We start from the raw sequence: 23724 nt of genomic DNA, 5'->3' as shown, positions 1-23724 counted from the left end.
AATTATCTATTTTTCATAATCGGTTGGTAGAAAGTAGAATTTATAGAATCTTAGGTATACAGGGATTTTATACGATAAATTAACTATCAAAAAATTAAAAGGGACACAAAAGGGACAAATTTATTTGATTTTAAAATTCATATTCTTGATTTTGCTATCGAATTTTTTATGTGCATTTTGAGTAATGTGTAGATAAATTTGATTAGTAATTCTTTCACTCGAGTGTCCAACTCTTTGCGAGATAACATATAATGGAAATCCTTCTTCAGCTAGCTTTGAAACATGCGTATGTCTAAATATATGAGAAGTTATATGTTTTTTAATTCCTTCTTCTCTACAAATTTTATTAAGGAAGTAATTAACAGCACTATAAGTCATTGGGTTGTTGCTGATTTTATTGATAAATAAAAAATCTTCCGGAGACTTATTTTTTGAATTTCTTTGATAAATTTCAACAGCTTTGTCAGGTAAAGAAACGTCTCTTAAACTGCGAATGGTTTTTGTAGAATTCTGCTTAATTGCACCTTTTCCATTCTGCATTATTAATGTTCCATTAACATTAGCAAAATAAGTATCTCCCCTTAAAGAAACATCCTTCACTAAAATTGCCCCACCTTCACCTACACGCATACCAGTTAGATACAGCCACATGAAAAAATCATAGTAATCGATTCTTTCATGATTTATGCAATAATTCAAAATAATTTGAAGCTCGTTATCCGTCAAATACCACGTTTCAACTCGATTCATTCTTTTATATTTTTCTTCTTTGAAGTCTATTGTGACCTCAGAAGTTATATCTCTTTCAATGTAGCCATACTGCTTTGCATATTTGAAGATCTTTTTAAACACTATCAAGTAGTGACGAGCAGAGCTATTTGATAAATTGTTTTGGTATAGCCTATTATTAATAAATTTGTTAATTTGGCTTGGTTTTGTTTGAGAAATAATCTGATTGCCAAAGATATTGTTGATTAGTGAAATCACTGATTTATAACTTTCGATTGTTTTATAAGCGATACCTTGTTTTTGCCATTGATTAAGTAGTTTTGGAGTTAATTCGTTAAAAGTAATGGGCTGATATGAAAACTCAGAAAGTTGTTTTTCTATCTTCCTCTTAACTTCTTTTTCTGCCTTATTTTTAGCAAATGTGGTGTTTTTTGTAATAGTAACTGACTTTTTGTGAACCCCCTTGAAGGAAGGGTCACGGTATCGAATCGAGTATTTATACTTGCCATTGTCGAGCGCTGTAACTTGTGGCGAATAATATTTAACCATGATGTTTTACTCCCTAAAAATATGCTAAAATAGGGCAGAACGATAGCTCTGCTATTGCTTTACACGACGAGCCTTTAAGAGTAAGTTAGCCAGACGAGTTCTTAAGGGCCTTTTGTTTTGCTTAAGAATATTTATTTTATAGTAACTTTGAACTTGGCTGACTGTGAATCAAAATCAGCCAGTGGCTTAAAGTGTAATTCAAAAGAGCCTAATTTCTTAGAACCGAATCCGGTAATAACGTCGGCTTCCTTGCCCGGAGCAATTGAATCCAACGTAGTATCACTTACCGGATAGCTTTTGAGCTTTGAATTATCGGGACCGTATGCATCCACATCACTACCAATAGAGAGGTCCTTCTTGGTGTCATTCTTAACGTGGTAAACAACCTTAATCACGTTCTTAGGCTTGCTATCCTCGAATTCATTACGTTCACTGGTCTTAACAGCCGATTTAAGCGTGTATTCAACTTTGCCAACCTTTACAGTGTCGCCCTTTTTATAAAATTTGATTTTTGGCTGTGCCTTTTTCTTGGCGGACTTGGTAACTTTCGTTCCGCCTTGAGTGTCATTGTTAGAGCTGCAGGCTGTTAACGATATTGCCGCTAAGACTGTGGTAGCCGCTACTAGTAATTTCTTGTTCATCATTTCCTCCTAAAATACTAACCGTAGGTTTAACGTCGCTGGCGTGGTGGACAGAAACGACTAGAAAAACAAATCATTTGTTTCTAAATACTCACTATTAAGGAATTCTCTTAATTTTTCGATTTCTTCTTTGTTCTCATTTCTAAAAGCGAATACTGCTCGTTTAGCTGAATAAAAAGCAAAATTGTAATCATGATAAAAATAATTAAATAATCTGTTATGCATAGCTGAACAACTCATACCATATTTGTAACATAATTCTGAAAATCCTTTGTTCATGATTTCTTTCTGTAAGGAACAAGTTGGGGCATAAAGCAATGAAGAAATAGTATTAGTTTCCGCTTCAATTAATTGTAAATCGTCTGGATATGGATTTCCTTTTAGGTTTGTTTGATTGATCAGAGCCACTTGCTTTTTGTAATCAGGTCTACTTGTTGCTAGATAAGAATGAACTAATTCATGAATAATTGTAAAAATAGTTCTTGCCCAAGTTCTGGTTTCTGCATTTAAAAACATAATAGATCCATCTCGAGGAAAAATTGTAAACCCACTTACAATTTGACAAAAGTTCCCCGGTAGAACATCAATAGTTTCAGCATGTAGAGGTATGTTTTGTGTACTGAATTTGTAATTATAGGTAATTCTTAAGCTATTGGGATTTATTTTGTTAAATTTGAATGGTGAATCGCAAAATTTTTTGCTGACAAATAAACAGAGATCAGATGGACCAGCTACTTCAATTAAATAATCAATTACATATTTATAGTATATTTTATTTTTTATAATATTATATTTATTCGATATACCTTCTAAAATATCATTAGCAACCTCATTACAATAATCGTATTCATCATGACTAATAACTTTATATTCGATTGCCATATTTATTGCCTTCTTTTATGAATAATCTCTTTTGCAGTATTCATTAAGATTCCCATGGCACTAGTCAAATCTTTTATTTCATTTTCAGACATTCCCTCTGTTGTCTTTCTAAACAAGGTTAAAAGTTCTTGATCATCTACATCTAATTTTACAGAATCATCAGAAACGTCATTTAAAATATCGCTTAAGGGAACTTTGAAAAAATCTGCCACCTTTTGTGCACTTTTGGTTGACGGCGTTTTTGAATCCCACTTTTGAATTAAGCCGTTGCTTAAATTCATTTTTCTTTCTAACTCTGCAATAGATTGAATATCAGGCCTTTTATTTTTCCAAAGCCTGATAACGTTATCTTTAACACTCATGATTTTCCTCACACTATTTATTTTTATAAAATATTCTATGCTAAACCACTTGCATTTTAGAAAACGTTCGATTATACTAAGCGTAGTTCATCAATAGATGTCAAAAAAAGATTTGATGAACCTAAGTAAACTGTTTTAAATGTAAGAAACCATTAATATGGCTTATTTAGCATACTTACATGATAGAACATTTTCTAATATTTTGTCAATATAATTATTTAGAAAAGAGGCGAAAGAATGTCATTGTATACAGCTGTCAAAACCATTGCTGATAAAAATAATAAGTCTATTTATCAAATAGAAAAAGACTTGCACCTGTCAAATGGTTTGATCAGTAAATGGAATAAAAGCGTTCCAAGAGCAGATTCGTTACAAGAAGTTGCTGATTATCTTGGAGTGACAACACAATATCTATTTAACTTAGCTAGAAAGGAAGGTTAGTAAGATGCAAGAATTAAAAGTTCTTGGAAAAGAACGTATCGGAAAAATTGAATTCACTGGAATTGAAGGTGGATTTGGAAAAAACAAAAAGGCGATGCTCGTTAAGGACATTGCACAGATACATGAAAGAGAAAACCGGGAAATAAATGAACTGATAAATAGGAACATAAACAGATTTAGAAATGGAATAGATTTATTGGATTTAAAACAAATCGTTCCGAACGATTTGTTTTCTGAGTATGGATTTACCAAGGCTCAATGGGGTAATGCGAATCACGTCTATCTGCTGTCTGAGCGCGGCTACGCAAAGCTACTGAAGATTTTAGACGATGACAAAGCGTGGGATATCTACGATCAGCTGGTTGATAACTACTTCAACATGCGAGTTGCAATTAAGAGTAATGAACCATCACTCGTGCAGCAAAGACGTTTATCAATCATGGAAGAGAACGCAGCCACGCGTAAAGCAAACATGTTTTATAAGTTAGCTATGGCCACAAGTTCTGAATCGTCTAAACAGGCACTAATTGCTAAAGGCGCTGAAACTTTAACAGGTGAAATGGAAATCCCGATTCTAAAAGAAAAGTATTATTCGGCAGGTGAAATTGCTAAAGAACTAAGTACAAGTGGCAAGAAAATTGGAATGATTGCTAACGAATTAGGGCTTAAGTCGGAACAACCGGGCCAAAATGAATACGGCAGATGGGCTACTAGCAAGTCACAGTATTCTCCTAAGGAAGTTCCTGTATGGCTGTACACCAAGAAGGGGATGCAGACAATTAAGAAAGAATTCAACTCTAATGCAAAGTAGAAAGGAGGTGAAAAAATTAATCTATGGAACCCTTGTTAACAAAAAAAGAAATAATGGATAGATACCACTACAAAAATACGACGTTTTATGAGCGCAGAAATGAATGTTTGTTATCCAAATTTAGTGATGCCGTGATTTTGGATGGATTACGACATACCTTAATTAAAGCGAATAGATGGCAAGAATTTATTGAAGACAGAAGTGAAAAGAAAAAACGCGAATTGATGGGTATGGAATGATGAAACGATGGACAAGATTTTTAAACACATATTTCGACTTGATCGATACGTTCAAACGGCCGTTAAGCAACGAAGAGGGATTAGCTATTCTGCTAATACTAGTAGCGGTGTTTGTACCACTGCTAGCTTATCTATTTTTAAGTGGGCCAGAAAGGTTACCCGGAACATAAAAAAAGTCCGATTGCAGTCGGACTTAGAAATATAAATATCTAAGGAGAATTATAACACGATGGAGTGTATAGGTACAGAGACGACGGGCTATACCGCTACTTATGGCGAGAAGGGCGATGACTACGATAGCCCACGGGACTTCGTGGTGGCCCAAGCCTGGAACATAAACAATTTAAAAAAGTACGCTGAGCGGCTAGGCTATTATGCTGACCAGCCGTATGGACACCAAGATTTTTGGGACTTGCTGAACGATTTTGCCGAGATTTGGAACAATCCATACGGTGAAAATTGGTACGACCTAGCCCGAGAATACTTTGACGGACGTGAAATGAAGGATGGTGAGCGATATGAATGACTTTATCGAATGGCAAGACGAAACATTAAAATCAATCGAATTATGGACCGTGCGCCTGAAGAACGAGGCTCTAAAACAGAAGACCTATGGCAGCGCAATTAGCTTTTTGAAGAAGAACCGACCGGGGATGCCAGGATCATACCATGCGCGGTCAACCGAGCAGTTTCAGAACGTTGTTAGGGCAATGTTTGACGAAGCCGAGCAACAGATTTGGAATGAGTTAAAAAAGAAAGAGATTAAGGAGGATGAGTAATGCCTGCATATCAATGGAGTAAAGACGAGAAGCCTAAATATAGATGGTTAGTTTACGGTGTGGCGGGTGTGGGCAAAACTACACTCAGTCAATACCTGCCCGGCAAGACTTATCTATTATCACTGGACGACAGTTTTCACCGCATCAAGTTTTGGCAAAATAACAATGATATTTGGGCGGTTGATCCAGGAAGACCAATTGAAGATATTGAAGAATTTGTCAAAGACTTTAAAGCTGACAAATATGACAATCTGGTAATCGACAACGTTTCCAACCTGCAGAAACTGTGGTTTATCGAAATGGCCAAGGAAACTAAGAACGGCTTAGATAACAAGATGCAGCATTACGGCGAGTTTGTTAACTGGGTAATCCGACTTATTTCCAAACTATTCTCTTATGACATTAACATCCTAGTTACAGCCTGGGAACACCGTATGAAAATTACCGATGAAACGGGCCAAGAGTTTGAAGAATATGGCCCTGACTTAAGAGACAGCGCCAGAGATTACCTGATGGGTAATTGCGATGTAGTGGCCCGCTTAATTCAAAAGCCTAAAACAGGGGAGCGTGGATTAATCATGCAGGGTACGACCGGCACTTATGCCAAGAACAGATTAGACGACCGCAAGGGATGCAAGGCCGAGGAGCTATTCAACAATGTTGAAGCTTTACCAGTATCAAAGAAATCTAGTTAAAGAAACTAGAGCTGCTTTAGCTGATGGTAATAAAGGTGTATTGATTGTTAGTCCGCCCGGCTCTGGCAAGTCAATTGTGATTAGTGAGATTGCCAGACTGACAACGAACAGAGGTAATAGAGTTTTATTCTTTGTTCATCGGCAAGAGTTGGTTCGTCAGATTAAGGATTCATTTGCTGAGCAAAGCGTCAATTTAGAACTATGCACGATTATGACGGTCGGCAAGGTGGCTAATCGGCTCGAGCGACTACCTAAACCTGACTTGATAATTGTGGATGAATCGCAGCACAGCCGAGCCAAGACTTATCTTAAGATTTTTGATTATTTTAGGGATGTACCAAAACTTGGCTTTACTGGAACGCCTTGGCGATTATCTGGCAAAGGGTTCCGAGATATTTATTCAAAAATGATTGAGGGTCCGAGTGTATCTTGGCTAATCAAACATCAGAGACTAGCACCATTTACGCTATATGGTTATCCGCTTGGAAATAGCCAAGTGCTTAAAAAGAGTTCAACGGGTGACTATACCAGCAAGTCAATGGATCAATATAGCAAGACAATTATCCGCGGCGACATTATCAAGTCCTGGCTACAGTTTGCTAAAGACCGCAAGACAATAATCTACTGTCACTCAACTGCCTTCAGCAAGGAAGTAGCTGAAGAATTTAATGAAGCTGGCATCATTGCTAAGCATGCCGATGCCAAGACACCAGCTAAAGAGCGCGAACAAATCATGACCAACTTTAAGGCGGGCAAGATTAAGGTGCTCTGCAATGTTGACCTTGTCAGTGAAGGCTTTAATGTCCCTGACTGCTCGTGTGTGGTATTGCTAAGACCAACGCAGAGCCTGGTAGTGTACCTGCAACAGGCGATGCGAGCAATGCGCTATCAGCCCAATAAGCAGGCAATTATTATCGACCAAGTTAACAATTTCAGCCGCTTTGGCCTACCAGACCAAGGACGAGCGTGGTCGCTTGATGACCGGGAACGAAACCCACACGGTGAGGGGAGTGGCGGAATAGCTATTAAAACCTGCCCAAACTGTTTTGCGGTAATTATGGCGCAAGACATCACTTGCCCCTTGTGTGGTTACAGTTTTGAAGCTGAAATTAGAAAACTCAAAGAAGACAAGGAGGCCGAGCTGCAGGCAATTAAGGAACAAGAAAGACACGAAGAAGAAGTTGCGGCGATGGATCCTAAGGACATCGATAACGTGAAAGATTTATATGTTTATGCCAAAAAGCACGGTTATAAAGCAGGCTGGGCCTGGCACCGTGCAAAAGAGAATAATTTTTTTAAAGGACGAAAGGAAAAGATATTAAAATGGGATTTTTAAATGGAAACGTAAAACCAACAAACGAGGAAAGCAGCTTAATTCCAGCAGGAATTTACGAAGTAGTAATCAAGAACGCTGAAGTAAGGACCTCAAAGAATGGTCATGAAAATATTAGTTTTAACATGGTAATCCGCAAAGACTTGGACCAGGTCAAAGAACTGGTCAAGACCAATGCCAAGCAGCACGGCCGTCACATTTTTACCTCAATCTGGTACAACGATGAAGAGGAAAAATTTAACGACCAGGACCTGTCTAATATTTACTTTGCCTGCGGCGGTACCGAAAAAGAAATGGCTAAAATCAATAACGAAAATGATTTTGCCCAATACACGATTGGCAAGGCAGTCAGGGTAAAAGTTAACGTCACCAAGAACACCTATCAAGGAGAAGAGCAGGAACAGAACGCAATCTTTGCGACTGGTTACCAGGGCAAGGGTTCCGATTGGCACAAAACCAAGTACCCCTTGAAGCAAGATCCATTCCAAGGTCAAGGCGACACGATTGAAATTTCTGATGATGATATGCCATTCTAGCCTTGCTAGAAGGTAGAGAGAAGGTGAAGCAGTGGACTATAACAACGTTCCGGAAGAATTAAAAAGGTTAAATCAATGGGGGAATTTCCATAAAATCTGGATGCCTGAACGCAATAAGTTCACCAAGATTCCCATCAATGCTTGGGACGGCTCACCAGGAAAGAGTAACGACCCTAAAACATGGTCAGACTTTGATACTGCTCTAGCAGGATTGAAAAAATATCAAAATGCCGATGGTTTGGCTTTCTACTTTGCTAACGGCTATGTGGGTCTGGATATTGACCATATTAAGGACGAACTTGAAACCTATTACCAGGGCGACCAGAACGTTGTAGCCGATATTCAGAATTTAACTAAAGATTCTTACCGCGAAATATCGATTTCCGGTGAGGGTATCCATGTTATTTTTAAGGGTAAGATACCCGGTCGACGCAGGCGCAAGGGCCAATTCGAAATGTATCAGACGGGACGGTTCTTTGCCCTGACTGGCAATACGATGAGCGATGATATGGCTATTCAAACGCTAGGCGAGGCCGAGATGAAAAAGCTCTACGAATACCTGTTTGGCAAAGATAAGGTTGTTGCACTGCATCCAGAAACGGTCAATATTACCCCGGTAGACTTATCGGTGGCTGATATTATCAAACGTGCGGAGGCCTCACCGAAGGTAGGGACACGGTTCACCATGTTCATGCAAGGCGGCTGGGAGCAATTCTATGCAAGTCACAGCGAGGCTGATATGGCCTTTGCCAACGACTTAGCCTTCTGGTGCGGGCGCAACTTCCATAAAATGGACAAGATTTTCCGTAGTAGCGACCTGATGCGCGATAAGTATGACGAAAAGCATGGTGCTGTCACTTACGGTGTTGGATTACTCAATAAAGCCATCAATGAAGCCGAAAATATCTACAATCCCAAGAGTCGTGCTAGTGATTTGCCTACTTTTAGCTTTAATAGGCCCAAGAATAAGCTGCCACACCGTTCCTGGGACGATACCGGCAGAGGGCAGCGACTCAATGATCAATTCGGCAAGGTGTTCAAGTGGCTGGCCAATGATAAGCAATGGTACTACTACAACGGTTCCTATTGGGAGCCTGATAACGGGCAGTACATCGAAAATGCCGCTGAAAAGGTAGTTGATTCAATCAAGGCTGAAAAGGCTGACTTGAGCTTTGCAATTGAGACCGATGAAGACAAGGCAATGAAAGAGTTTTATCGTTTTGTTAAGGAGTCTCGGTCGCACATTGCTAAAGTCCACATGATTGATGAGTTTAAAAAGTACGTCACGATTGATCACGACACTTTTGACCGGGACAACATGTTGCTTAACACTGAATCAGGCTACGTCGATTTAACCAATGGCGAACTTAAAGATCACGACATTAAGAAGCTTTTTAGCGAACAAACCGCAGCCGAATATTCTGACAACTCAGACTGTCCGTTATGGATAGAATTCTTGAATCAAATTTTTGACAATGATGAAGACCTGATTCATTACGTACAAAAAGCCGCTGGCTATTCTCTGACTGGATCAGTCGCCGAGCAGGTGATGTTTCTCTGTCTCGGTGGTGGTCGCAATGGTAAATCGGTTTACATGAACACGATTAGGAACGCCTATGGCACTTACGCCAAGCAGATGAACGTGGAGTCAATCGTAGTCCACAACAACAATGGCAGTGCTAATTCAGATATTGCCAGGCTAGAAAACACTCGCTTGGTTACTAGTTCAGAAGCAAATGAGGGCTCACGGCTGGACGAGTCGCTAGTCAAGCAATTAACTGGTGGCGATAAAATCTTGGCCCGCTATCTTTACGGTAAAGAGTTCGAATATAGTCCAAAATTCAAAATCTGGATGGCCACTAACCACCTGCCATTAATCAGGGGGACCGATGACGGTATCTGGCGCAGACTAAAGGTTATTCCATTCAACGTGCAGATTCCCAAGGACAAGGTCGACAAGAACTTAGAAAACAAACTGAAATCAGAATGGACCGGAATCTTAAACTGGTGTGTGCAGGGAGCAATCATGTGGCAACGCGAAGGTTTGGAAGAACCTGAGAGTGTGCGAAGTGCCAGTCAGGATTACCGGGCAAGCATGGATCCATTAGATGCGTTTCTCAATGAGATGTGTATAGCTGGGGCTGATTACAAGATAAAAGCTAGAGACTTGTATGATTCCTATAAAGAGTGGGCCGAAAATTCCAGGGAGTACCAGATGTCGATGACTAAATTTGGCAAAGAAATGAGAAAGAAATTACCCAAAATACATGATAGAGACGGTTGGAGCTATATGGGTATCAGATTGAAAGATGAGCAAGCAAGTTTTGATTGGAACAATCGGTGACGGGTTGTGACGACTTGTGACGGGTTGAGTAAGCCTGAAAGACCTAGAGTCGCATAGGATGTGACGAGTTTGACGGGTTTGACGAGTTTTAAAACACTCTTTTATATTATTATTTTATTTTTTACTTTTATCTTTTATATAAGAAAAACTAGTCAACTAGTCACATTACTAGAGAGAGTAAGAAGCAAACCCGTCACAAACCCGTCACGAACTAGTCACATTTCGGGCCAACCCGTCACAAATATAAATAAAAATTAATAATACGAGAGGTTAAGTTTATGGAAGTAGTAAAAATGGATACGTTAAAAGTAACAGATGCTTTAGGAGCGTGTAGGATATTAAAGCCTAAAAGTATAACTATGTTATATCGACTAGATTATACAAACTTGGATGATCCGTTTTTTAAATGTCCAGAATATAGAATTGTTACAGATGAAAATTTTAATCATGGAACGGAAATTATTGTTTCTGAAAAAGAATATCTAGAAGTAAAAAATTATTTTAAAAATTCAAAGGATCCCGAATGAACGAAGAATTAATCACAAAAGCGTGTGATGAACTCAAACAAACATTAATTGCTAAAAATCATGATTATGGGGACAGCTTCGGCGAAACATTCAACGAGTTGGGTGCAATTTCAGGACTGATTAGATTTATTGACAAGGTAAACCGAATTAAGCAGCTAACCCTTAACAGTGAGCGGGCAGTTAACTCAGAGAGTTTACTGGACACTTGGAAAGATGCTGCTGGGTATGCGATTTTAAATTATATAGAATTGAGCAAGCATGATGAAAAAGTCAGTTGTTTCAGTAACGAAGAAACTCAAAGGGCATACGACATTATTAGTGGCAATAAAGAGCTGATAGGATTATTACATGCAAGCTCACAATATCGTTATTTCATTAGCGCATTAAACGATGTATTACAAAATTATGGCGAGTCAGAACTACAAAAAATGACAGGATTCAAATCGATATTTGAGTTAATGAACGCACTAGATTTGGACGAAGTTAACAGAATTGAAATATTAAACGCATTTAAGAAAGGGAGTTACTTTTGATGACTAAAGACGAGAAATTTAAACAGCAGGCACGCGAGATGGCTTATACGACAACAGATTACATATATAAATCTAACGCTAATTATGCCAATAAGCATGATATCGGAGCCAGTAGTGCTAATTTAATTGCGTTCTCGGGACATAGCGAAATGGAAGCATTACGAACAGCCGCTTTGTTATACCTTGCGGCTAACTCGAAATCGAAGGATTAAAAATTGAAATTAATTAAAAAGGAGAAATAACATGGAAGACTATATTGAATGTGAATACTGTCATAGAAAATTGCAGGGAGACGATTGTGTGATTGTGTTTGACCTTGGCGAATGTTACTGCAGTGAAGAGTGCCTAGTTAATTCATTGGACTACGACGAAAGTACGGCAGAAGAAATCATAAATTGCGAGGATTAACTAATGGCACGAGCGGTATGGCGTAGAGATAAAGAAGGCAAGGTTTGGTATGTGGGACATGTACCGTCTGGCTATCAATTAAAAGATGGTGAGCATTATGGTAGATTGCCTAATGAGTCTGACGAAATCACAATTCAAAGGACAACGATTAGACGGTCAGAACTGGACAAAAAGCATGTAGTAGTGAATTATGACTCACGCAAAATATACTCGTTTGCTGTGATTCCTAATGATGAAGTTATCTTAATGAATCCAATTTTTATAACTAAAAAAGAATATCGAGATATTGTTGAATGGCTGGAGGTAGATGGAGTTACGGATGAATGAGCACAAAATACAACAAAAGATAATGCGAGCACTATCGATGCATCATTGCACGGTTTTTCGAGCCAATGTGGGTAAGGTAATAAAAGCAGACGGCAGTTGGTTTGATACTGGCCTACCGAATGGGCATCCTGATTTATACGGCTTTCGCTGGGTAGATAATCAGGTGTTTTATATCGAAGTAAAATCGAAGACTGGCAAGCCTAGGGACGACCAAATCAGGTTTCATAATAATTTATTGGCGCACAACGTAATTCATGGAATTGCTAGATCAGAACAAGATGCATTGATGATTGTGGATGGAGGTTTAGTAGGCTATGGATATCCCGTATAGTTTAATCCATAAGATTGAAGCAAAGTATGGCACTGTAAATATACCTGACGATAATCCGCTGATGGTTAAGCTGCATGCTAAAACTGGTGCAATTATGCGGAAGCAAAAACACCCGCGAAAAGCTATGCCACATAAACATAGACCGCGTTATTACGAAAATGATGTAATTGACTTAATTAAGGATGGCTATTCGATTGGTGAAGTGGCTTATAAAACTGGGCATGCAAGACAATCCATCAGTAACATTGTTAAATACTATGGATTAAAGCTAAGAGACCCATTTAAATTTAGGTACGAGGGTGTTTATCTTACGAGTTTAGCTAACCTTAAGCATTGGGGAATAAATGCTAGAAGTTCGCTAATTGCAAAACGAGAAGCTAAGAGACGTGGCGGCGAATTTATTGCCCAAAAATATCATTGGGGTTATTTACAAGCTGGCGACTGGTACATGATTGCTGGCAATGATACTGAAGTATTTATTAAGTAAGAAAGGATTGAGCTAGTGGACAACGAAGACTTAGGGGTTGATATTGACCAAATCGAAACATCTAAAAAGGTACGTATGTTTTTTAAATATACTTTCCCTGATTACCTCATTAAGGCAGGTTATCATCGTACCGATTTAAGCAGTCCGCAGCTCGATCTAACTGGTATTGCCGCTCATAACGGTAATAGTGCAGAGTACAAAATGGAACATATTTTTGACATGCAAGACCGATGTAAGGCAGTCTATCGAGCAATTGATACGTGCGCTGATAGCTCAAAGCAGCCCTTCAGGACGATTTTAAAGGCGTTATATATAGATGAACTAGCAGACTGGAAAGTCGCTAGCAAGGTCCAATATAGCGATTCTCGCTATGATGATTTGAAGCGTTATGCACTATGTCAGTTTGCCGATTCAATCGACACTTGGAAGGTACTGTACAACGTCGATATTCCTAATTTGAAGGTAATGAAAAAATCGGGGCGAAATCGGGATAAATTCGGGGCAGAATCGGGGAATGGTCGGGTTTGAAGGGTGTTATATTGGTATTGTCAAAAAAAGTAAGGATAATTCCTAATAGCTAATCGTCCGTGACGACGTTAAACTAATTACCAGTTTGCAATTGAACTGCAATCTTTAAAGTGTTGTTGCGGTAATGGTATCTTAGCAGGTTCGATTCCTGCTGCCGCAATAGACATGCGATGACCTATGGCTGATAGAGGAAGAATATCAGCATCGCTACATAGCGAGCGTGTCAGGACGTGACAGTATTGTCAGAATGTATATTTATTTTAATTAAATTATGGAAATTGTTTTACAACTACAAATTTATGGCTTTAAATACGTGTCGCGTCTGTAATACACCATTGATGTAACGGCAGCACAATTGGCTCCAAACCAATTGATCTAGGTTCGAATCCTAGGTGGTGTGTAGCTCTATTAAAGTAGGGCAGTATAACGTTTCAATGCCTGTAACTTACGAACATGTCGTTTGAATGCCTCATAGTTTACCTATGGGGTGTTTTTCGTTAAGAATTGTTTTGAAAACTTATTATATTTTTGAGTTAATCATAATTTTATTAAATAGACATAAAAAATCGCAGTATTTTTGCAGATTGTGTTAGTATTATTGTACGAAGAGTTGTAAACAAATTTGTAAATAAATTTGTAAGTTTGTTTAACAGGAGGTATCTTATGCTGAAACTTTTAAAGAGGGTTTTAATTCAACCTGTGATAAATATTATTCAAAGTTGGAGAAATATTTTAAATGGCAACTTTTCTTCTGTTGCAAATATGGATACCAACATTAAAATTGATGGTTATGCTATAGATTATCAAAATATCAAACATGATTTTCAGATGATTGGTTATGATATAAAACACGCTATGAAGGAATTTGATAATGAGCGAGGATACCAAGGATAAAATAGAAAAAATTAATGAAGAGCTGAGAGACCCACATATTCCTAAATCTAAGAAAAATAAATTATTATTGGAACGCAAACATATAGAAATGTTTCGTGGACCATTGCCACCACCGGCTATGTTGAAAGAATATGAAAATATAGTTCCTGGATCTGGAAAAAAGATAATTGATAGCGGATTAGAAGAGTCTAAATTTAGACGTGAGTTTAATAATAAAAATCTGGATGCTGTCGTTTCTCAAGACAGAAGAAGAGATTGGATGGCATTTATCATTGGTGTAGTCGTAATTGTTTGTGGTGCTGTGTTGATAAATAATAACCACTACGTGATTGGTAGTATTTTTGCTGGAGGTACAGCGATTAGTCTTGTAGGACTATTTTTAGGTCAAGCTACCAAAGATTCTGAACAGAAGAAAAGCAAAAGCGATAAAGCACAAGAAAAGCAAAAATAATATTTTTAAAGCACCCATATGAGTGCTTTTTTTGTATACAAAAATTAGGAGGTGGTGAAATGATGTGAGTGAACTAAGAGGCAAGCAGCGTAAGTTTGCAGACAATTACATCAAAAGCGGTAATGCAACTGAAGCATACGTGAATGCTGGCTATAAAGTTAGAAGCAATGAAACCGCTAGAGCCAATGCTAGTCGGATGCTAACAAATGCTAACGTTAAAGCTTACATCAAGCGGCGAATGAAAGAGCTCGAATCGGCTAAATTGGCAACCGCTCAGGAGACTTTGGAGTACCTCACGTCAGTTATGCGGGGTGAGCAAACAGAGACCGTGGTGACCGCTAAGGGGCTTTACAAGAACGTCGAAGTTTCGGCTAAGGACAGGATAACAGCCGCTAAAGAATTGCTTAAGCGCTACCCGATTGATCCATTGACTAAGGTGCAGCTGCGTAAGCTTGATGCCGAAGCTGATTTAACGGAGGCACGTGTGAAGGCTATGCAAGGCAACAACACTACGCAGGAAGATAAAGTGGCTAAGATGATGGGAGAACTGCAAGATGCTTTTAGAGAAAACGCTGGATAAGCACTTTACGCCCAAGCAACAAATGGTTCTGAGCCAGTTTGTTAACAATCACCATTGGAACCTCATGATTAACTATGGTGCGGTTCGTTCTGGCAAGACGGTGGCCAACAATTATTGCTTTGTCTTAAGTCTGTTAAAAGTACGAGAGTTGGCCCAACGCAATCGAGTTCAAGAACCGCTTTATATTTTAGCCGGGACATCCAAGAAGAATATTTTCAACAATGTATTGAATCCGTTGTTTAATGACTTCGGTTTGGTCCCAGAACAAGATTCAATCGGCAACTTGCACTTGTTTGGTGTGACGATTGTTCTTGCCTATACCGGTTCGGTTCGTGGTATCAGTGGCATTCGTGGGTCTAGTGCGTATGGTGCTTACATTAACGAAGCATCCCTGGCCAATGAGGGTGTGTTCAGTGAAATCCTTGACCGCTGTTCTGAAGGTGAGGGACGCGTTATTTGTGACACCAACCCTGATGTTCCGACTCACTGGCTTAAACGAAGCTACATTGACAATTCATCGCCTTACATTATTAGCAACCACTTCGTCCTGGATGATAATACGTTTCTGAGTAAACGATATATCGACAACAAGAAGGCCACCACACCTAAAGGGATGTTCTATGACCGTTCCGTTTTAGGGCTGTGGGTGACCGGTCAGGGTGTTGTGTACAGTGACTTTGATGCAAAGACAATGGTGGTTGAACCTGAACAACTCCCCTCCAACCTCACTTACTACTGCGGTGTGGACTGGGGCTTTGCTGAGGGGCACAACGGCGTGATTGTCGTGTTCGGTGATGATGATAAAGGCAACACGTATCTAGTAAGAGAATACACGGCAGTGCACAAGTATATTGATCACTGGATTGACGTGGCACACGATATTCAGAATCAATATGGCAGAAACGTCACTTTCTGGTGCGATTCTGCTCGGCCTGAGTACGTGTCGATGTTCCAACAGGCTAACATTCAGGCAATTAATGCTGATAAAACAGTAATGACTGGTATTGAATCGGTTTCCAAGCTAATGACTACTGGTCACTTTTTCGTTAATCAACAAGGAATTGACCAGTTTTTGGATGAAATCTACCAGTATGTTTGGGATTCTGACAAAGGTATTCCACTCAAGAAGAATGATGACGTGATGGATGCGATGCGCTATGCGGTTTATAGTCAGCACAAGCAAATTGAAAACCAGATTATTGGCAATATTTACCTTTAAGGAGGTGATGCAATGGAGAATATAATTGGACGAGCGTTAGTAACTAGAAATGGCCAGTTTCTGTTTCCCAAGGGTCAGGAATTAACTAATGATGAGTTGTTTGGCTTTATCAAATGGAACTCTGATAAGATGCAGCCTAGATTAAGAGAAAACATGAAGATGTATCTAGGCGAACACCCGATTTTAAAGCAAACCAAAAAACAGTTTGGCCCAGATAATCGGTTAGTGGTTAATAAAGCAAAGACAATCGTTGACACGTTCAACGGTTATTTTATTGGGATTCCACCTTCCATTCAATTGGACAAGGGTGAAAGTAATGACAAGCTACAGGATTGGCTGAATAGTGTTTCTTTCATCGACAAGCTGAACGAGCTGTCTAAACAGGCGGATATTTACGGTAAGTCAATTGGCTTTGTTTACCAGAACGAGGATTCGGAAACAAGGTTTAACTATGTTAGCCCTACTAAAGCATTCATTATCTATGATGACACGGTTGAACGAGAGCCACTTGCCTTTGTTAGATATGAATACTTTAAGAACGAGTCAGATTGGCAGGCTAGGGGCGCAATTTACTATGCTGACCAGGTTTATCAATTTGATCGGAATCAAATTAGTCCCGATTCCCTGCCCAATCCATATAAGATGGTGCCAGCAGTTGAATTTTATGAAAATGAAGAACGGCAAGGCGTGTTCGAACAGGTCAAGTCTTTAATCTGTGCTCTGGATGATGGTTTCAGTCAAAAAGCCAATCAGTTGGCTTATTTTGACATGGCTTATCTGGTAATGATGGGAATCAATCTTAAGACTGATGAAACAGGCAAACCGGAGATTGATATTGCTAACAATCGTTTCCTTTATTTGCCCAACGTGGCGCCAGGTTCAAATCCTAAGGTAGAGTTTCTGTCAAAGCCTGCCGATGACGAGATGCAGGAAAACTTTATTCAACGAGTCAGTGATGCAATTTACGAAGTATCGATGATTCCTAATCTAAATGATGAAAACTTTGCTGGCAATTCATCGGGTGTTGCTCTGCAATTTAAGTTATTAGCAATGCAAGACAAGGCTAACTCAAAAGAGCGCAAGTTTGTGCAAGCATTGAAGAAGTTGTTCAAAATTGTTTTCTCAGTGGGCCAAGTTTTACCTGAAACAGACAGGGATGCATGGAAGGACTTGCAGATTCACTTCACCAAGAACGTTCCATCTGATGTTGCTGCCATGATTTCAGCTGCCAAGGATGCAGATGGATTGGTATCGAAACGGACCCAGATGAAGCTGCTGCCAGGGATTGTAGATGATCCTGATGACGAAATTGCGGAAATCAAGAAAGAAAAGGCTGAAAATATCAAAAATGCTCAGGAAGCAGCAGGTTCCCTGCCAGACTTTATGAAGCAGCCAGAAGACGCTGGTGATGATGATGGCCAATAAGCAGAGTAGATATTGGGCGGAACGAGAAGAAGCAGAAAGGAGGTGGCAAGCCCAGCAAGAGAAGAACCTAGAAGACTACAACAAGCACCTGGCCGAATTGTATCAGAATGCGATTGACGAACTTAATAAGGAAATCAAAGCTGATTTAGCTTATTCAGGCGGTAAAGTGGTCACTGCTAAAGCGATTAGCGAGTATGAAACCTTGGCCAAGCAAGTGGTCGCTAAGGCCCAAGCAGCAATGGCTGAAGGCACTCACGTTACTAGAAAAGACTTTAGCAAGGACGTTAACAATCGACTCAAAGTCTACAATGCGACCATGCGGATTAATCGCAACGAGATTTTGAAGTCGAAGATTGGTGCGCATTTAGTAGACTTAGGAATTGATCAAGAGAGTTCTCTGACCAAGAAGCTGTGGAATGACTACGTTAAGGAAAAGGAACGCCAAGCTGGAATTCTTAAGATTAGTACAGATAACAATCTTTGGAGTTCGCTAGAAATTCAGGAACAAATTTATCGACAAGTAGCTAATGCGCAGTTTTCTTCACGAATCTGGGCCGATATTGATGCCCTGAAGGGGACACTTGACGGCTTGGTATCAACGGCAATAGTACGCGGTGACAATCCAAGGGAGATGATCAAGTGGCTTACGGGAATGGTTTCTGATTCATTTATAAATAGCAGGTATGCTGCTGAACGGTTAGCACGGACAGAGACAGCTAGGGTGCAAGTTCAAGCTGCTAAGTCGATGTTCAATAAATATGGCTACAAGTTTGTTTTGTGGTATGCGGAAGGACGAGCCTGCAGGGTTTGCCGCGAGATTGCAGAAACTGACAACGATTGGGGACCTGGCATATATCGGTTAAGGGATGTTCCTGATATTCCGGTTCATCCCAACTGTATGTGCAGCATTGGCGCTTATTGGGTTGACGAAGCGAAAACGCTTGATGATGATTTAAGTGATGACCAACTGGTAAGTAGGTATTTGAACGACAATTTGAGTGAAAAGCTTGGCGCAGAAGATGCTGCTGCCTTAGCTAAAATCTTGAGTCAAGCTCCGGATGATATAAAACAGGTGTGGGACTTATACCATAAACAGTTAAAACTTGATGCTTACCCTAAAGGCACGGGTACTAGTTTTTATCGACCGGGCCAAGGTGTTACCATTTATCAAGGAAGCATGAATCTACCGAATAATATGACCTACTATCAAAAGAAATACGATGTGTTCTTCCATGAATTTGGCCACATGATTGATTATTTGGCTGGCAATGTAATTCCTAATACCCCCGTTAATGGATACGTAAAGGAAGCAAGTGGCTGGATAATTGATAACATTGATAAAGATTGGGATAAATTAGTAGATGAAAGATACCAAAAGCTGATAAAGAACCTAAAATTTAGTAGAATAGAAGGTAATAAAGGCGAGGTAGCGGGTCAACCTGGCTATTGGCTAAGGGTTAAAAAGGATGGGACACCGTATGCATCATCTCTTAAGCAAATAAGGAGAGATGCAGCTGCGGAACTTATTCAAGAAATAGTCCACGATACCGAACAACTTTCTCAACAAGACAAGGGTGATTTATCGGATATTTTGAGTGGGCTAGGTTTCGACTATCCTTTAGAAATTGGCCATAGTCAATCTTATTGGCGCCAGGTTGGTAAAAGTGGTAGAGCAAGTGAAGCTTGGGCAGATTTAACTGCTGCAGCTATTAATAATCCTGCCTCGGAAAAAATCATAAGAAAATATTTTAATAGTACGGTTGACAAATATCATGAGGTGCTGAAGGAGATCTTGAAATATGGAAAAAAGTAAAATTATGAAACTATATCATAGCTGGGATCCAGATATAGTTGCGGCAATTTCAAAATATGTCGATAAGTTCCACAAGCCTTGGCCAGTTTACGGCCCTCATGATGTTGAACTAATCGATTATTGCATAAAAAAGAACGTTTCAATTGATGATCTGTCAATAAATGATCCAGTTTACAAAAAATATAATCCGGAAGGCATAATTTATTAAACCAAAAAACGACTATTTCCATAGCCGTTTTTATTTTGCCCAAAATTTGAAGGGAGAAAAATGGAAGACGAAAACAAACAAGCAACTGACCAAGAAAAGGGTCAAGATGCTAAAAAGGATAATGCTGCAAAAACCAAAGGCGAAGTGACGGTAACGGAGCAAATCGAAAAGATGCGCAAACGAATCGATCGTGAGTCAAACCAGAAGAATCAATATAAGCAGCAGCTCGAAGATTCACAAAAGCAGATTGAAACTCTGACTGAAAAGTTGAAGTCAGTGCGTAATGTTGAAGAGAGTAAGGACAAAAAGAATAATAATCCAGACTTAGACAAAGCAATCAGCGAAAATGAACAACTAAAGGCCCAATTGATTCGCAGGGATCAAATGGACACTGTTTCTCAACAATTTAGTGAGGCAGGAGTGGTTGTCCCGAAAGACATGTTAAACCTCGTGGTGCCTGCTGGAATTGATGAGAAGCAAGTCTCAGCAAACATGAAAGCCCTGAGTTCGTTTTACGATACGGTTGTCAAACAAGTTAAAAAGGAATTTTTAAAATCGGAAACGCCAAGAGTAAATGGCAATGATAATAAGCCCTTTGATAGGTCTGAATTAAGGAAGATTGATGACCCGGCAAAACGGGTTCAATTAATCAAAGAACACTTAGATGAATTTTAATGGAGGAATAAATAATGACAAAAGACAATAACATGATTACAAGCGCAGACTTAGTTGCTCAATCAATTGATTTTGTGGAGCAATTTTCGGACAACGTTAACACTCTACTGACAGCAATGGGGCGTGTACGACTGCATCCAATGGCCAATGGGTCTGTTATTAAGACCTATAAAACGGACGTGACAGAAGCAGCTAACCGGACAGTTGACGAAGGGGAGACAATCCCGCTAACCAAGGTAACACGTGCAGTTGATAAAACGTATGAATTGCTGCTAACTGATAAAATTCGTAAGGTAACTTCTTTTGAAGCAATTCAGCGAGATGGCTTTTCTCAGGCGGTTACCTATACTGATTCAAAGGTTTTGAGCATTGCACAAAAAAATGCCAAAAAGGACTTCTTTGACTCTTTAAATAGCAAGTCGACTACCAGTACCAAGGGCGAAGGTCTGCAAATGGCGATTTCTACCGGCCTCGGAAAGCTGACGGGGCTCTTCGAAGATACTGACAATGTAGGTACAGTAATTGCCTTTGCTAACCCTGACGATGTTTACGCTTATCTCGGTGGTGCACAGATTACAACCCAGAACACTTTCGGAATGAAGTACCTACAAAACTTCTTAAATGTTGATGTTGTATTTTTAACTACTGCAATTCCCGCTGGCAAAGTGGTTATGACGGTTAACAACAATATTAACTTCTACTACGTGGACATGCGTGGCGATGCGGGAAGAACGTTTGGCATGCAGGTTGATCAGAGCGGACTGATTGGGATGAAGCACAGCCAGGTTGATGAGTCTCTGACGTACCAGTCAGTTGCAACTGGCGGATGGTTAATGCTACCAGAACGTACTGACGGGATTGTTACCGCGACAATTACTGCTCCAAAAGCACCGACTGGTACCGATACAAGCAAGAAGGAATAGTGCATTGTGATGACTGAACAACTTGTCAAACTCAAAACAGCCTTACAATTAAAAGACGGTAGCTGGGATGAACTACTAGAACTTTACCTTAGTGATGCACAGGAGTTCCTTAAGTTAAGGTTGTCTCTTGGTGACGACGATAAGTTGCCTGTTTCTATGGAAGCGATTGTGCGTGGAGCAGCAGTTAAGAAGTTTAATCGCCTCAAGAATGAAGGAATGTCGAGCTACAGCCAGGACGGGGAGTCTATTACCTTTCACGCGAATGATTTCGACGAATGGAAAGATGAAATTGACCAATGGCGAGCGGATCAGGCTGGTATGAATCAGGGAAGCTGGATTAATCCTTATGAGATATGATATTAAGATTACTTTTTATCAAAAAAATGATACTGGCTATAATCCTAATACCAGCAAACACGGCTATAAGGTGATTAGCTGGCAGGAGTGGGCCAACGTAACTGATGTGAGCACAGCCTCACAGGTTGAATTACTAGGCAAGATAGAACAGGGCGTTAAAACCATTCGCTTGATGCAACAACCCCTTGATTGGGATTACTTGCAAATTGCAGATGGTTCGACCAAATATCGCTTTAATAGCAGCATTAATGTGCTGAAAGGTTATGCGATGATTGTGGGGCAAGATAATGGTTACAGTTAAGATAGAGGGCCTTGAAGCTGTTACTAAGGGCTTAAGAAGCAAGAAAGCAGATATGCAGAAGGCTTCAGACATAGTGAAAAAACATGGTGCAGGACTGTCAGATAAGACGCAGCGCAACATGTTGAGCCAATATCGCGGTCACTATGAGGGCAACAAGTTTGTTAAACCAACCGGGGCAACACGAAGGAGTGCGGTCGTTCAAATTGAAGATAATGGCTTAACTGCTAAGGTTCAACCAGGAACGAAATACTTTCCCTACCTTGAATATGGCACTAGGTTTATGGCTGCCCGGCCGACTTTGGGCCCAGCTTTTCGTATTGAGGCGCCCCTTTTTCAAGAAGATATTAAGAAGTTGATTGAAGAATGACGGCAAATTTAGAACTGTTTAACAGCTTATTTGAATTTGCAGAAAAAGTTATTGGCTTTGATACTTATGATTCGCTACCAACCAAGCAGGTTCCTTATCCCTTCATTGTTTTGGACAACTTGGAGGATTCACAAGTTAATCTTAAGACAAATGTGGTGGGCAGAACGGTAATTACCGTTCATGTTTGGGGCAGTGAAGAAATGAGAAGAGAAGTAACCAGTGCAGTTGGAAGGTTGCTTCTCACCAAAGAAATTGAGTCGGATAACTACAAATTTCAAACTAGGTACAGTAAAAATACAAGTCAAATAATCAATGACACGAGTGTGGCCAATACGAAACTAATTCATGGTATTACAACGCTCGTTTTTGATTGGTTTAAAAAATAGAAAGGAAATTAAAATGACAGATGAAATTCAAGTGCTACAGGGTATTGACACCCTGCTTTTTGCACGTTTACTAGAAAATGCAGGAAAGGAAGAGGGGAGTTTAATCCCTTATCAAACTTCTTTATCGTTTGATCCGCAGCGTGATTCGGATAGTACGGCTACTAAGTCGGGCAATGTTGCAACCACCAGCTCTCTGGAGACAGACTTGGAAGTTGAATTCGTTAACAATATTTCGAAGGTATCAGACGACCTCTACACTTCTCTGTTCAAAAACAAGAAAGTAGAAACGTGGATTGTTTATCGCAAGCGTAGAAACGCTGAAGGTAAATACTACGCCATCTACATGCGCGGTACCGTTACTGAGGACAGCAATGACAACGATCCAGACGATAATTCCACGCGCGATGTTACTTTTACGATTGATGGTACGCCCAAGTTTGGTTGGTTAACTCTACCGGCAAAAGCTCAGGCGGAAGTTGACTACGTATTTCGGGGTCTTGGAACAGTTGACGATTCTAATAAAACTGGTGGTGGAACTGAGTGGCAAGATTCCGATGCTGGAACGGGTTCTGATGATGATTCAACAGGTAAATCTAATCAATCACCAGTAAATCCAAACAAGTAATTTTTAAGTGAGGAGAAC

Annotated in this window: 34 protein-coding genes and 1 tRNA gene; 31 read left to right on the top strand and 4 right to left on the bottom strand. The window is 39.8% G+C overall.

Annotation, left to right across the window (positions count from 1 at the left end; all coding sequences use genetic code 11):
* Positions 1-120 precede the first annotated feature (120 nt).
* From AC2JF8_RS08680 to AC2JF8_RS08665, 4 genes are all read right to left on the bottom strand, one after another.
* Positions 121-1278, bottom strand: a complete 1158-nt coding sequence (locus AC2JF8_RS08680) for a tyrosine-type recombinase/integrase (protein WP_500762737.1) — start codon at positions 1276-1278, stop codon at positions 121-123.
* A 131-nt stretch (positions 1279-1409) separates the two neighbouring features.
* Complete coding sequence (locus AC2JF8_RS08675) at positions 1410-1922, bottom strand: DUF4352 domain-containing protein (RefSeq protein WP_500762736.1); 513 nt, start codon at positions 1920-1922, stop codon at positions 1410-1412.
* Between the two features lie 57 nt (positions 1923-1979).
* The gene (locus tag AC2JF8_RS08670) at positions 1980-2801 is read right to left on the bottom strand and encodes an ImmA/IrrE family metallo-endopeptidase (RefSeq protein ID WP_500762735.1); all 822 of its coding nucleotides are present in this window, start codon (positions 2799-2801) and stop codon (positions 1980-1982) included.
* A gap of 2 nt (positions 2802-2803) precedes the next feature.
* Positions 2804-3163: a helix-turn-helix domain-containing protein gene (locus AC2JF8_RS08665; RefSeq protein ID WP_500762734.1), complete on the bottom strand. Its 360-nt coding sequence runs from the start codon at positions 3161-3163 to the stop codon at positions 2804-2806.
* A gap of 237 nt (positions 3164-3400) precedes the next feature.
* On the opposite strand from AC2JF8_RS08665, the gene AC2JF8_RS08660 reads away from it, so the two are divergent.
* The 31 genes from AC2JF8_RS08660 (at position 3401) to AC2JF8_RS08510 (ending at position 23706) form a co-directional block, all read left to right on the top strand.
* Positions 3401-3604, top strand: coding sequence for a helix-turn-helix domain-containing protein (locus tag AC2JF8_RS08660; protein ID WP_500762733.1), 204 nt, complete (start codon positions 3401-3403; stop codon positions 3602-3604).
* Positions 3605-3608: 4 nt separating this feature from the next.
* Positions 3609-4415: an ORF6N domain-containing protein gene (locus AC2JF8_RS08655; RefSeq protein ID WP_500762732.1), complete on the top strand. Its 807-nt coding sequence runs from the start codon at positions 3609-3611 to the stop codon at positions 4413-4415.
* Positions 4416-4438: 23 nt separating this feature from the next.
* Positions 4439-4654: a hypothetical protein gene (locus tag AC2JF8_RS08650; RefSeq protein ID WP_500762731.1), complete on the top strand. Its 216-nt coding sequence runs from the start codon at positions 4439-4441 to the stop codon at positions 4652-4654.
* A gap of 229 nt (positions 4655-4883) precedes the next feature.
* A complete protein-coding gene (locus tag AC2JF8_RS08645) occupies positions 4884-5180 on the top strand; it encodes a hypothetical protein (RefSeq protein WP_500762730.1) in 297 nt (98 codons plus the stop codon).
* On the top strand, positions 5173-5433 hold the full coding sequence (locus AC2JF8_RS08640) for a hypothetical protein (protein ID WP_500762729.1): 261 nt from the start codon (positions 5173-5175) through the stop codon (positions 5431-5433). The genes AC2JF8_RS08645 and AC2JF8_RS08640 overlap by 8 nt, the downstream gene beginning before the upstream one ends.
* A complete protein-coding gene (locus AC2JF8_RS08635) occupies positions 5433-6128 on the top strand; it encodes an AAA family ATPase (RefSeq protein ID WP_500762728.1) in 696 nt (231 codons plus the stop codon). Before AC2JF8_RS08640 ends, AC2JF8_RS08635 begins: the two co-directional genes overlap by 1 nt.
* Positions 6091-7464, top strand: a complete 1374-nt coding sequence (locus AC2JF8_RS08630; RefSeq protein WP_500762727.1) for a DEAD/DEAH box helicase — start codon at positions 6091-6093, stop codon at positions 7462-7464. Before AC2JF8_RS08635 ends, AC2JF8_RS08630 begins: the two co-directional genes overlap by 38 nt.
* Entirely contained in the window at positions 7452-7997 is a 546-nt protein-coding gene (locus tag AC2JF8_RS08625) for a DUF669 domain-containing protein (RefSeq protein WP_500762726.1), read from the top strand. Before AC2JF8_RS08630 ends, AC2JF8_RS08625 begins: the two co-directional genes overlap by 13 nt.
* Positions 7998-8028: 31 nt before the next feature.
* Positions 8029-10341 (top strand): phage/plasmid primase, P4 family, encoded by a 2313-nt coding sequence (locus AC2JF8_RS08620; protein ID WP_500762725.1) that lies wholly within the window; start codon positions 8029-8031, stop codon positions 10339-10341.
* A gap of 278 nt (positions 10342-10619) precedes the next feature.
* Positions 10620-10868, top strand: a complete 249-nt coding sequence (locus tag AC2JF8_RS08615; RefSeq protein ID WP_500762724.1) for a hypothetical protein — start codon at positions 10620-10622, stop codon at positions 10866-10868.
* Positions 10865-11401: a nucleotide modification associated domain-containing protein gene (locus tag AC2JF8_RS08610; RefSeq protein WP_500762723.1), complete on the top strand. Its 537-nt coding sequence runs from the start codon at positions 10865-10867 to the stop codon at positions 11399-11401. The genes AC2JF8_RS08615 and AC2JF8_RS08610 overlap by 4 nt, the downstream gene beginning before the upstream one ends.
* Positions 11401-11613 (top strand): hypothetical protein, encoded by a 213-nt coding sequence (locus AC2JF8_RS08605; RefSeq protein ID WP_500762722.1) that lies wholly within the window; start codon positions 11401-11403, stop codon positions 11611-11613. Before AC2JF8_RS08610 ends, AC2JF8_RS08605 begins: the two co-directional genes overlap by 1 nt.
* A 199-nt stretch (positions 11614-11812) precedes the next feature.
* Complete coding sequence (locus tag AC2JF8_RS08600) at positions 11813-12136, top strand: hypothetical protein (protein ID WP_500762721.1); 324 nt, start codon at positions 11813-11815, stop codon at positions 12134-12136.
* Entirely contained in the window at positions 12129-12467 is a 339-nt protein-coding gene (locus AC2JF8_RS08595) for a VRR-NUC domain-containing protein (RefSeq protein WP_500762720.1), read from the top strand. The genes AC2JF8_RS08600 and AC2JF8_RS08595 overlap by 8 nt, the downstream gene beginning before the upstream one ends.
* Positions 12451-12954, top strand: coding sequence for a hypothetical protein (locus tag AC2JF8_RS08590; protein WP_500762719.1), 504 nt, complete (start codon positions 12451-12453; stop codon positions 12952-12954). Before AC2JF8_RS08595 ends, AC2JF8_RS08590 begins: the two co-directional genes overlap by 17 nt.
* A 15-nt stretch (positions 12955-12969) precedes the next feature.
* Positions 12970-13482 (top strand): ArpU family phage packaging/lysis transcriptional regulator, encoded by a 513-nt coding sequence (locus tag AC2JF8_RS08585; protein WP_500762718.1) that lies wholly within the window; start codon positions 12970-12972, stop codon positions 13480-13482.
* 329 nt (positions 13483-13811) lie between these two features.
* Positions 13812-13882: transfer RNA gene (locus AC2JF8_RS08580), tRNA-Trp, on the top strand.
* A gap of 263 nt (positions 13883-14145) precedes the next feature.
* Entirely contained in the window at positions 14146-14376 is a 231-nt protein-coding gene (locus tag AC2JF8_RS08575) for a hypothetical protein (RefSeq protein ID WP_500762717.1), read from the top strand.
* Positions 14354-14827: a DUF2335 domain-containing protein gene (locus tag AC2JF8_RS08570; RefSeq protein WP_500762716.1), complete on the top strand. Its 474-nt coding sequence runs from the start codon at positions 14354-14356 to the stop codon at positions 14825-14827. Before AC2JF8_RS08575 ends, AC2JF8_RS08570 begins: the two co-directional genes overlap by 23 nt.
* 64 nt (positions 14828-14891) lie before the next feature.
* Entirely contained in the window at positions 14892-15407 is a 516-nt protein-coding gene (locus tag AC2JF8_RS08565; protein WP_500762715.1) for a terminase small subunit, read from the top strand.
* The gene (locus AC2JF8_RS08560; RefSeq protein WP_500762714.1) at positions 15382-16626 is read left to right on the top strand and encodes a PBSX family phage terminase large subunit; all 1245 of its coding nucleotides are present in this window, start codon (positions 15382-15384) and stop codon (positions 16624-16626) included. The genes AC2JF8_RS08565 and AC2JF8_RS08560 overlap by 26 nt, the downstream gene beginning before the upstream one ends.
* A gap of 12 nt (positions 16627-16638) precedes the next feature.
* Positions 16639-18051: a phage portal protein gene (locus AC2JF8_RS08555; RefSeq protein ID WP_500762713.1), complete on the top strand. Its 1413-nt coding sequence runs from the start codon at positions 16639-16641 to the stop codon at positions 18049-18051.
* Complete coding sequence (locus AC2JF8_RS08550; protein ID WP_500762712.1) at positions 18035-19864, top strand: hypothetical protein; 1830 nt, start codon at positions 18035-18037, stop codon at positions 19862-19864. The genes AC2JF8_RS08555 and AC2JF8_RS08550 overlap by 17 nt, the downstream gene beginning before the upstream one ends.
* Positions 19851-20072: a hypothetical protein gene (locus tag AC2JF8_RS08545; protein ID WP_500762711.1), complete on the top strand. Its 222-nt coding sequence runs from the start codon at positions 19851-19853 to the stop codon at positions 20070-20072. The genes AC2JF8_RS08550 and AC2JF8_RS08545 overlap by 14 nt, the downstream gene beginning before the upstream one ends.
* A 60-nt stretch (positions 20073-20132) precedes the next feature.
* Positions 20133-20747: a hypothetical protein gene (locus tag AC2JF8_RS08540; protein WP_500762710.1), complete on the top strand. Its 615-nt coding sequence runs from the start codon at positions 20133-20135 to the stop codon at positions 20745-20747.
* Between the two features lie 14 nt (positions 20748-20761).
* Entirely contained in the window at positions 20762-21670 is a 909-nt protein-coding gene (locus AC2JF8_RS08535) for a hypothetical protein (RefSeq protein WP_500762709.1), read from the top strand.
* A gap of 9 nt (positions 21671-21679) precedes the next feature.
* Complete coding sequence (locus AC2JF8_RS08530) at positions 21680-22027, top strand: phage head-tail connector protein (protein WP_500762708.1); 348 nt, start codon at positions 21680-21682, stop codon at positions 22025-22027.
* On the top strand, positions 22017-22328 hold the full coding sequence (locus tag AC2JF8_RS08525; protein WP_500762707.1) for a hypothetical protein: 312 nt from the start codon (positions 22017-22019) through the stop codon (positions 22326-22328). The genes AC2JF8_RS08530 and AC2JF8_RS08525 overlap by 11 nt, the downstream gene beginning before the upstream one ends.
* Positions 22315-22695, top strand: coding sequence for an HK97-gp10 family putative phage morphogenesis protein (locus AC2JF8_RS08520; protein WP_500762706.1), 381 nt, complete (start codon positions 22315-22317; stop codon positions 22693-22695). Before AC2JF8_RS08525 ends, AC2JF8_RS08520 begins: the two co-directional genes overlap by 14 nt.
* A complete protein-coding gene (locus AC2JF8_RS08515) occupies positions 22692-23081 on the top strand; it encodes a hypothetical protein (protein ID WP_500762705.1) in 390 nt (129 codons plus the stop codon). The genes AC2JF8_RS08520 and AC2JF8_RS08515 overlap by 4 nt, the downstream gene beginning before the upstream one ends.
* Before the next feature lie 13 nt (positions 23082-23094).
* The gene (locus AC2JF8_RS08510; protein WP_500762704.1) at positions 23095-23706 is read left to right on the top strand and encodes a phage major tail protein, TP901-1 family; all 612 of its coding nucleotides are present in this window, start codon (positions 23095-23097) and stop codon (positions 23704-23706) included.
* Positions 23707-23724 lie beyond the last annotated feature (18 nt).

This window comes from Lactobacillus sp. CA30L (genome assembly GCF_059900845.1).
This window is presented reverse-complemented; position numbering and strand designations above follow the sequence as displayed.

Coding starts and splice junctions, on each gene's coding strand:
- AC2JF8_RS08680 (WP_500762737.1), bottom strand. CDS start 1,278: ATGGTTAAATATTATTCGCCACAAGTTACAGCGCTCGACAATGGCAAG.
- AC2JF8_RS08675 (WP_500762736.1), bottom strand. CDS start 1,922: ATGATGAACAAGAAATTACTAGTAGCGGCTACCACAGTCTTAGCGGCA.
- AC2JF8_RS08670 (WP_500762735.1), bottom strand. CDS start 2,801: ATGGCAATCGAATATAAAGTTATTAGTCATGATGAATACGATTATTGT.
- AC2JF8_RS08665 (WP_500762734.1), bottom strand. CDS start 3,163: ATGAGTGTTAAAGATAACGTTATCAGGCTTTGGAAAAATAAAAGGCCT.
- AC2JF8_RS08660 (WP_500762733.1), top strand. CDS start 3,401: ATGTCATTGTATACAGCTGTCAAAACCATTGCTGATAAAAATAATAAG.
- AC2JF8_RS08655 (WP_500762732.1), top strand. CDS start 3,609: ATGCAAGAATTAAAAGTTCTTGGAAAAGAACGTATCGGAAAAATTGAA.
- AC2JF8_RS08650 (WP_500762731.1), top strand. CDS start 4,439: ATGGAACCCTTGTTAACAAAAAAAGAAATAATGGATAGATACCACTAC.
- AC2JF8_RS08645 (WP_500762730.1), top strand. CDS start 4,884: ATGGAGTGTATAGGTACAGAGACGACGGGCTATACCGCTACTTATGGC.
- AC2JF8_RS08640 (WP_500762729.1), top strand. CDS start 5,173: ATGAATGACTTTATCGAATGGCAAGACGAAACATTAAAATCAATCGAA.
- AC2JF8_RS08635 (WP_500762728.1), top strand. CDS start 5,433: ATGCCTGCATATCAATGGAGTAAAGACGAGAAGCCTAAATATAGATGG.
- AC2JF8_RS08630 (WP_500762727.1), top strand. CDS start 6,091: ATGTTGAAGCTTTACCAGTATCAAAGAAATCTAGTTAAAGAAACTAGA.
- AC2JF8_RS08625 (WP_500762726.1), top strand. CDS start 7,452: ATGGGATTTTTAAATGGAAACGTAAAACCAACAAACGAGGAAAGCAGC.
- AC2JF8_RS08615 (WP_500762724.1), top strand. CDS start 10,620: ATGGAAGTAGTAAAAATGGATACGTTAAAAGTAACAGATGCTTTAGGA.
- AC2JF8_RS08610 (WP_500762723.1), top strand. CDS start 10,865: ATGAACGAAGAATTAATCACAAAAGCGTGTGATGAACTCAAACAAACA.
- AC2JF8_RS08605 (WP_500762722.1), top strand. CDS start 11,401: ATGACTAAAGACGAGAAATTTAAACAGCAGGCACGCGAGATGGCTTAT.
- AC2JF8_RS08600 (WP_500762721.1), top strand. CDS start 11,813: ATGGCACGAGCGGTATGGCGTAGAGATAAAGAAGGCAAGGTTTGGTAT.
- AC2JF8_RS08595 (WP_500762720.1), top strand. CDS start 12,129: ATGAATGAGCACAAAATACAACAAAAGATAATGCGAGCACTATCGATG.
- AC2JF8_RS08590 (WP_500762719.1), top strand. CDS start 12,451: ATGGATATCCCGTATAGTTTAATCCATAAGATTGAAGCAAAGTATGGC.
- AC2JF8_RS08575 (WP_500762717.1), top strand. CDS start 14,146: ATGCTGAAACTTTTAAAGAGGGTTTTAATTCAACCTGTGATAAATATT.
- AC2JF8_RS08570 (WP_500762716.1), top strand. CDS start 14,354: ATGAGCGAGGATACCAAGGATAAAATAGAAAAAATTAATGAAGAGCTG.
- AC2JF8_RS08560 (WP_500762714.1), top strand. CDS start 15,382: ATGCTTTTAGAGAAAACGCTGGATAAGCACTTTACGCCCAAGCAACAA.
- AC2JF8_RS08555 (WP_500762713.1), top strand. CDS start 16,639: ATGGAGAATATAATTGGACGAGCGTTAGTAACTAGAAATGGCCAGTTT.
- AC2JF8_RS08550 (WP_500762712.1), top strand. CDS start 18,035: ATGATGATGGCCAATAAGCAGAGTAGATATTGGGCGGAACGAGAAGAA.
- AC2JF8_RS08545 (WP_500762711.1), top strand. CDS start 19,851: ATGGAAAAAAGTAAAATTATGAAACTATATCATAGCTGGGATCCAGAT.
- AC2JF8_RS08540 (WP_500762710.1), top strand. CDS start 20,133: ATGGAAGACGAAAACAAACAAGCAACTGACCAAGAAAAGGGTCAAGAT.
- AC2JF8_RS08535 (WP_500762709.1), top strand. CDS start 20,762: ATGACAAAAGACAATAACATGATTACAAGCGCAGACTTAGTTGCTCAA.
- AC2JF8_RS08530 (WP_500762708.1), top strand. CDS start 21,680: ATGACTGAACAACTTGTCAAACTCAAAACAGCCTTACAATTAAAAGAC.
- AC2JF8_RS08525 (WP_500762707.1), top strand. CDS start 22,017: ATGAGATATGATATTAAGATTACTTTTTATCAAAAAAATGATACTGGC.
- AC2JF8_RS08520 (WP_500762706.1), top strand. CDS start 22,315: ATGGTTACAGTTAAGATAGAGGGCCTTGAAGCTGTTACTAAGGGCTTA.
- AC2JF8_RS08515 (WP_500762705.1), top strand. CDS start 22,692: ATGACGGCAAATTTAGAACTGTTTAACAGCTTATTTGAATTTGCAGAA.
- AC2JF8_RS08510 (WP_500762704.1), top strand. CDS start 23,095: ATGACAGATGAAATTCAAGTGCTACAGGGTATTGACACCCTGCTTTTT.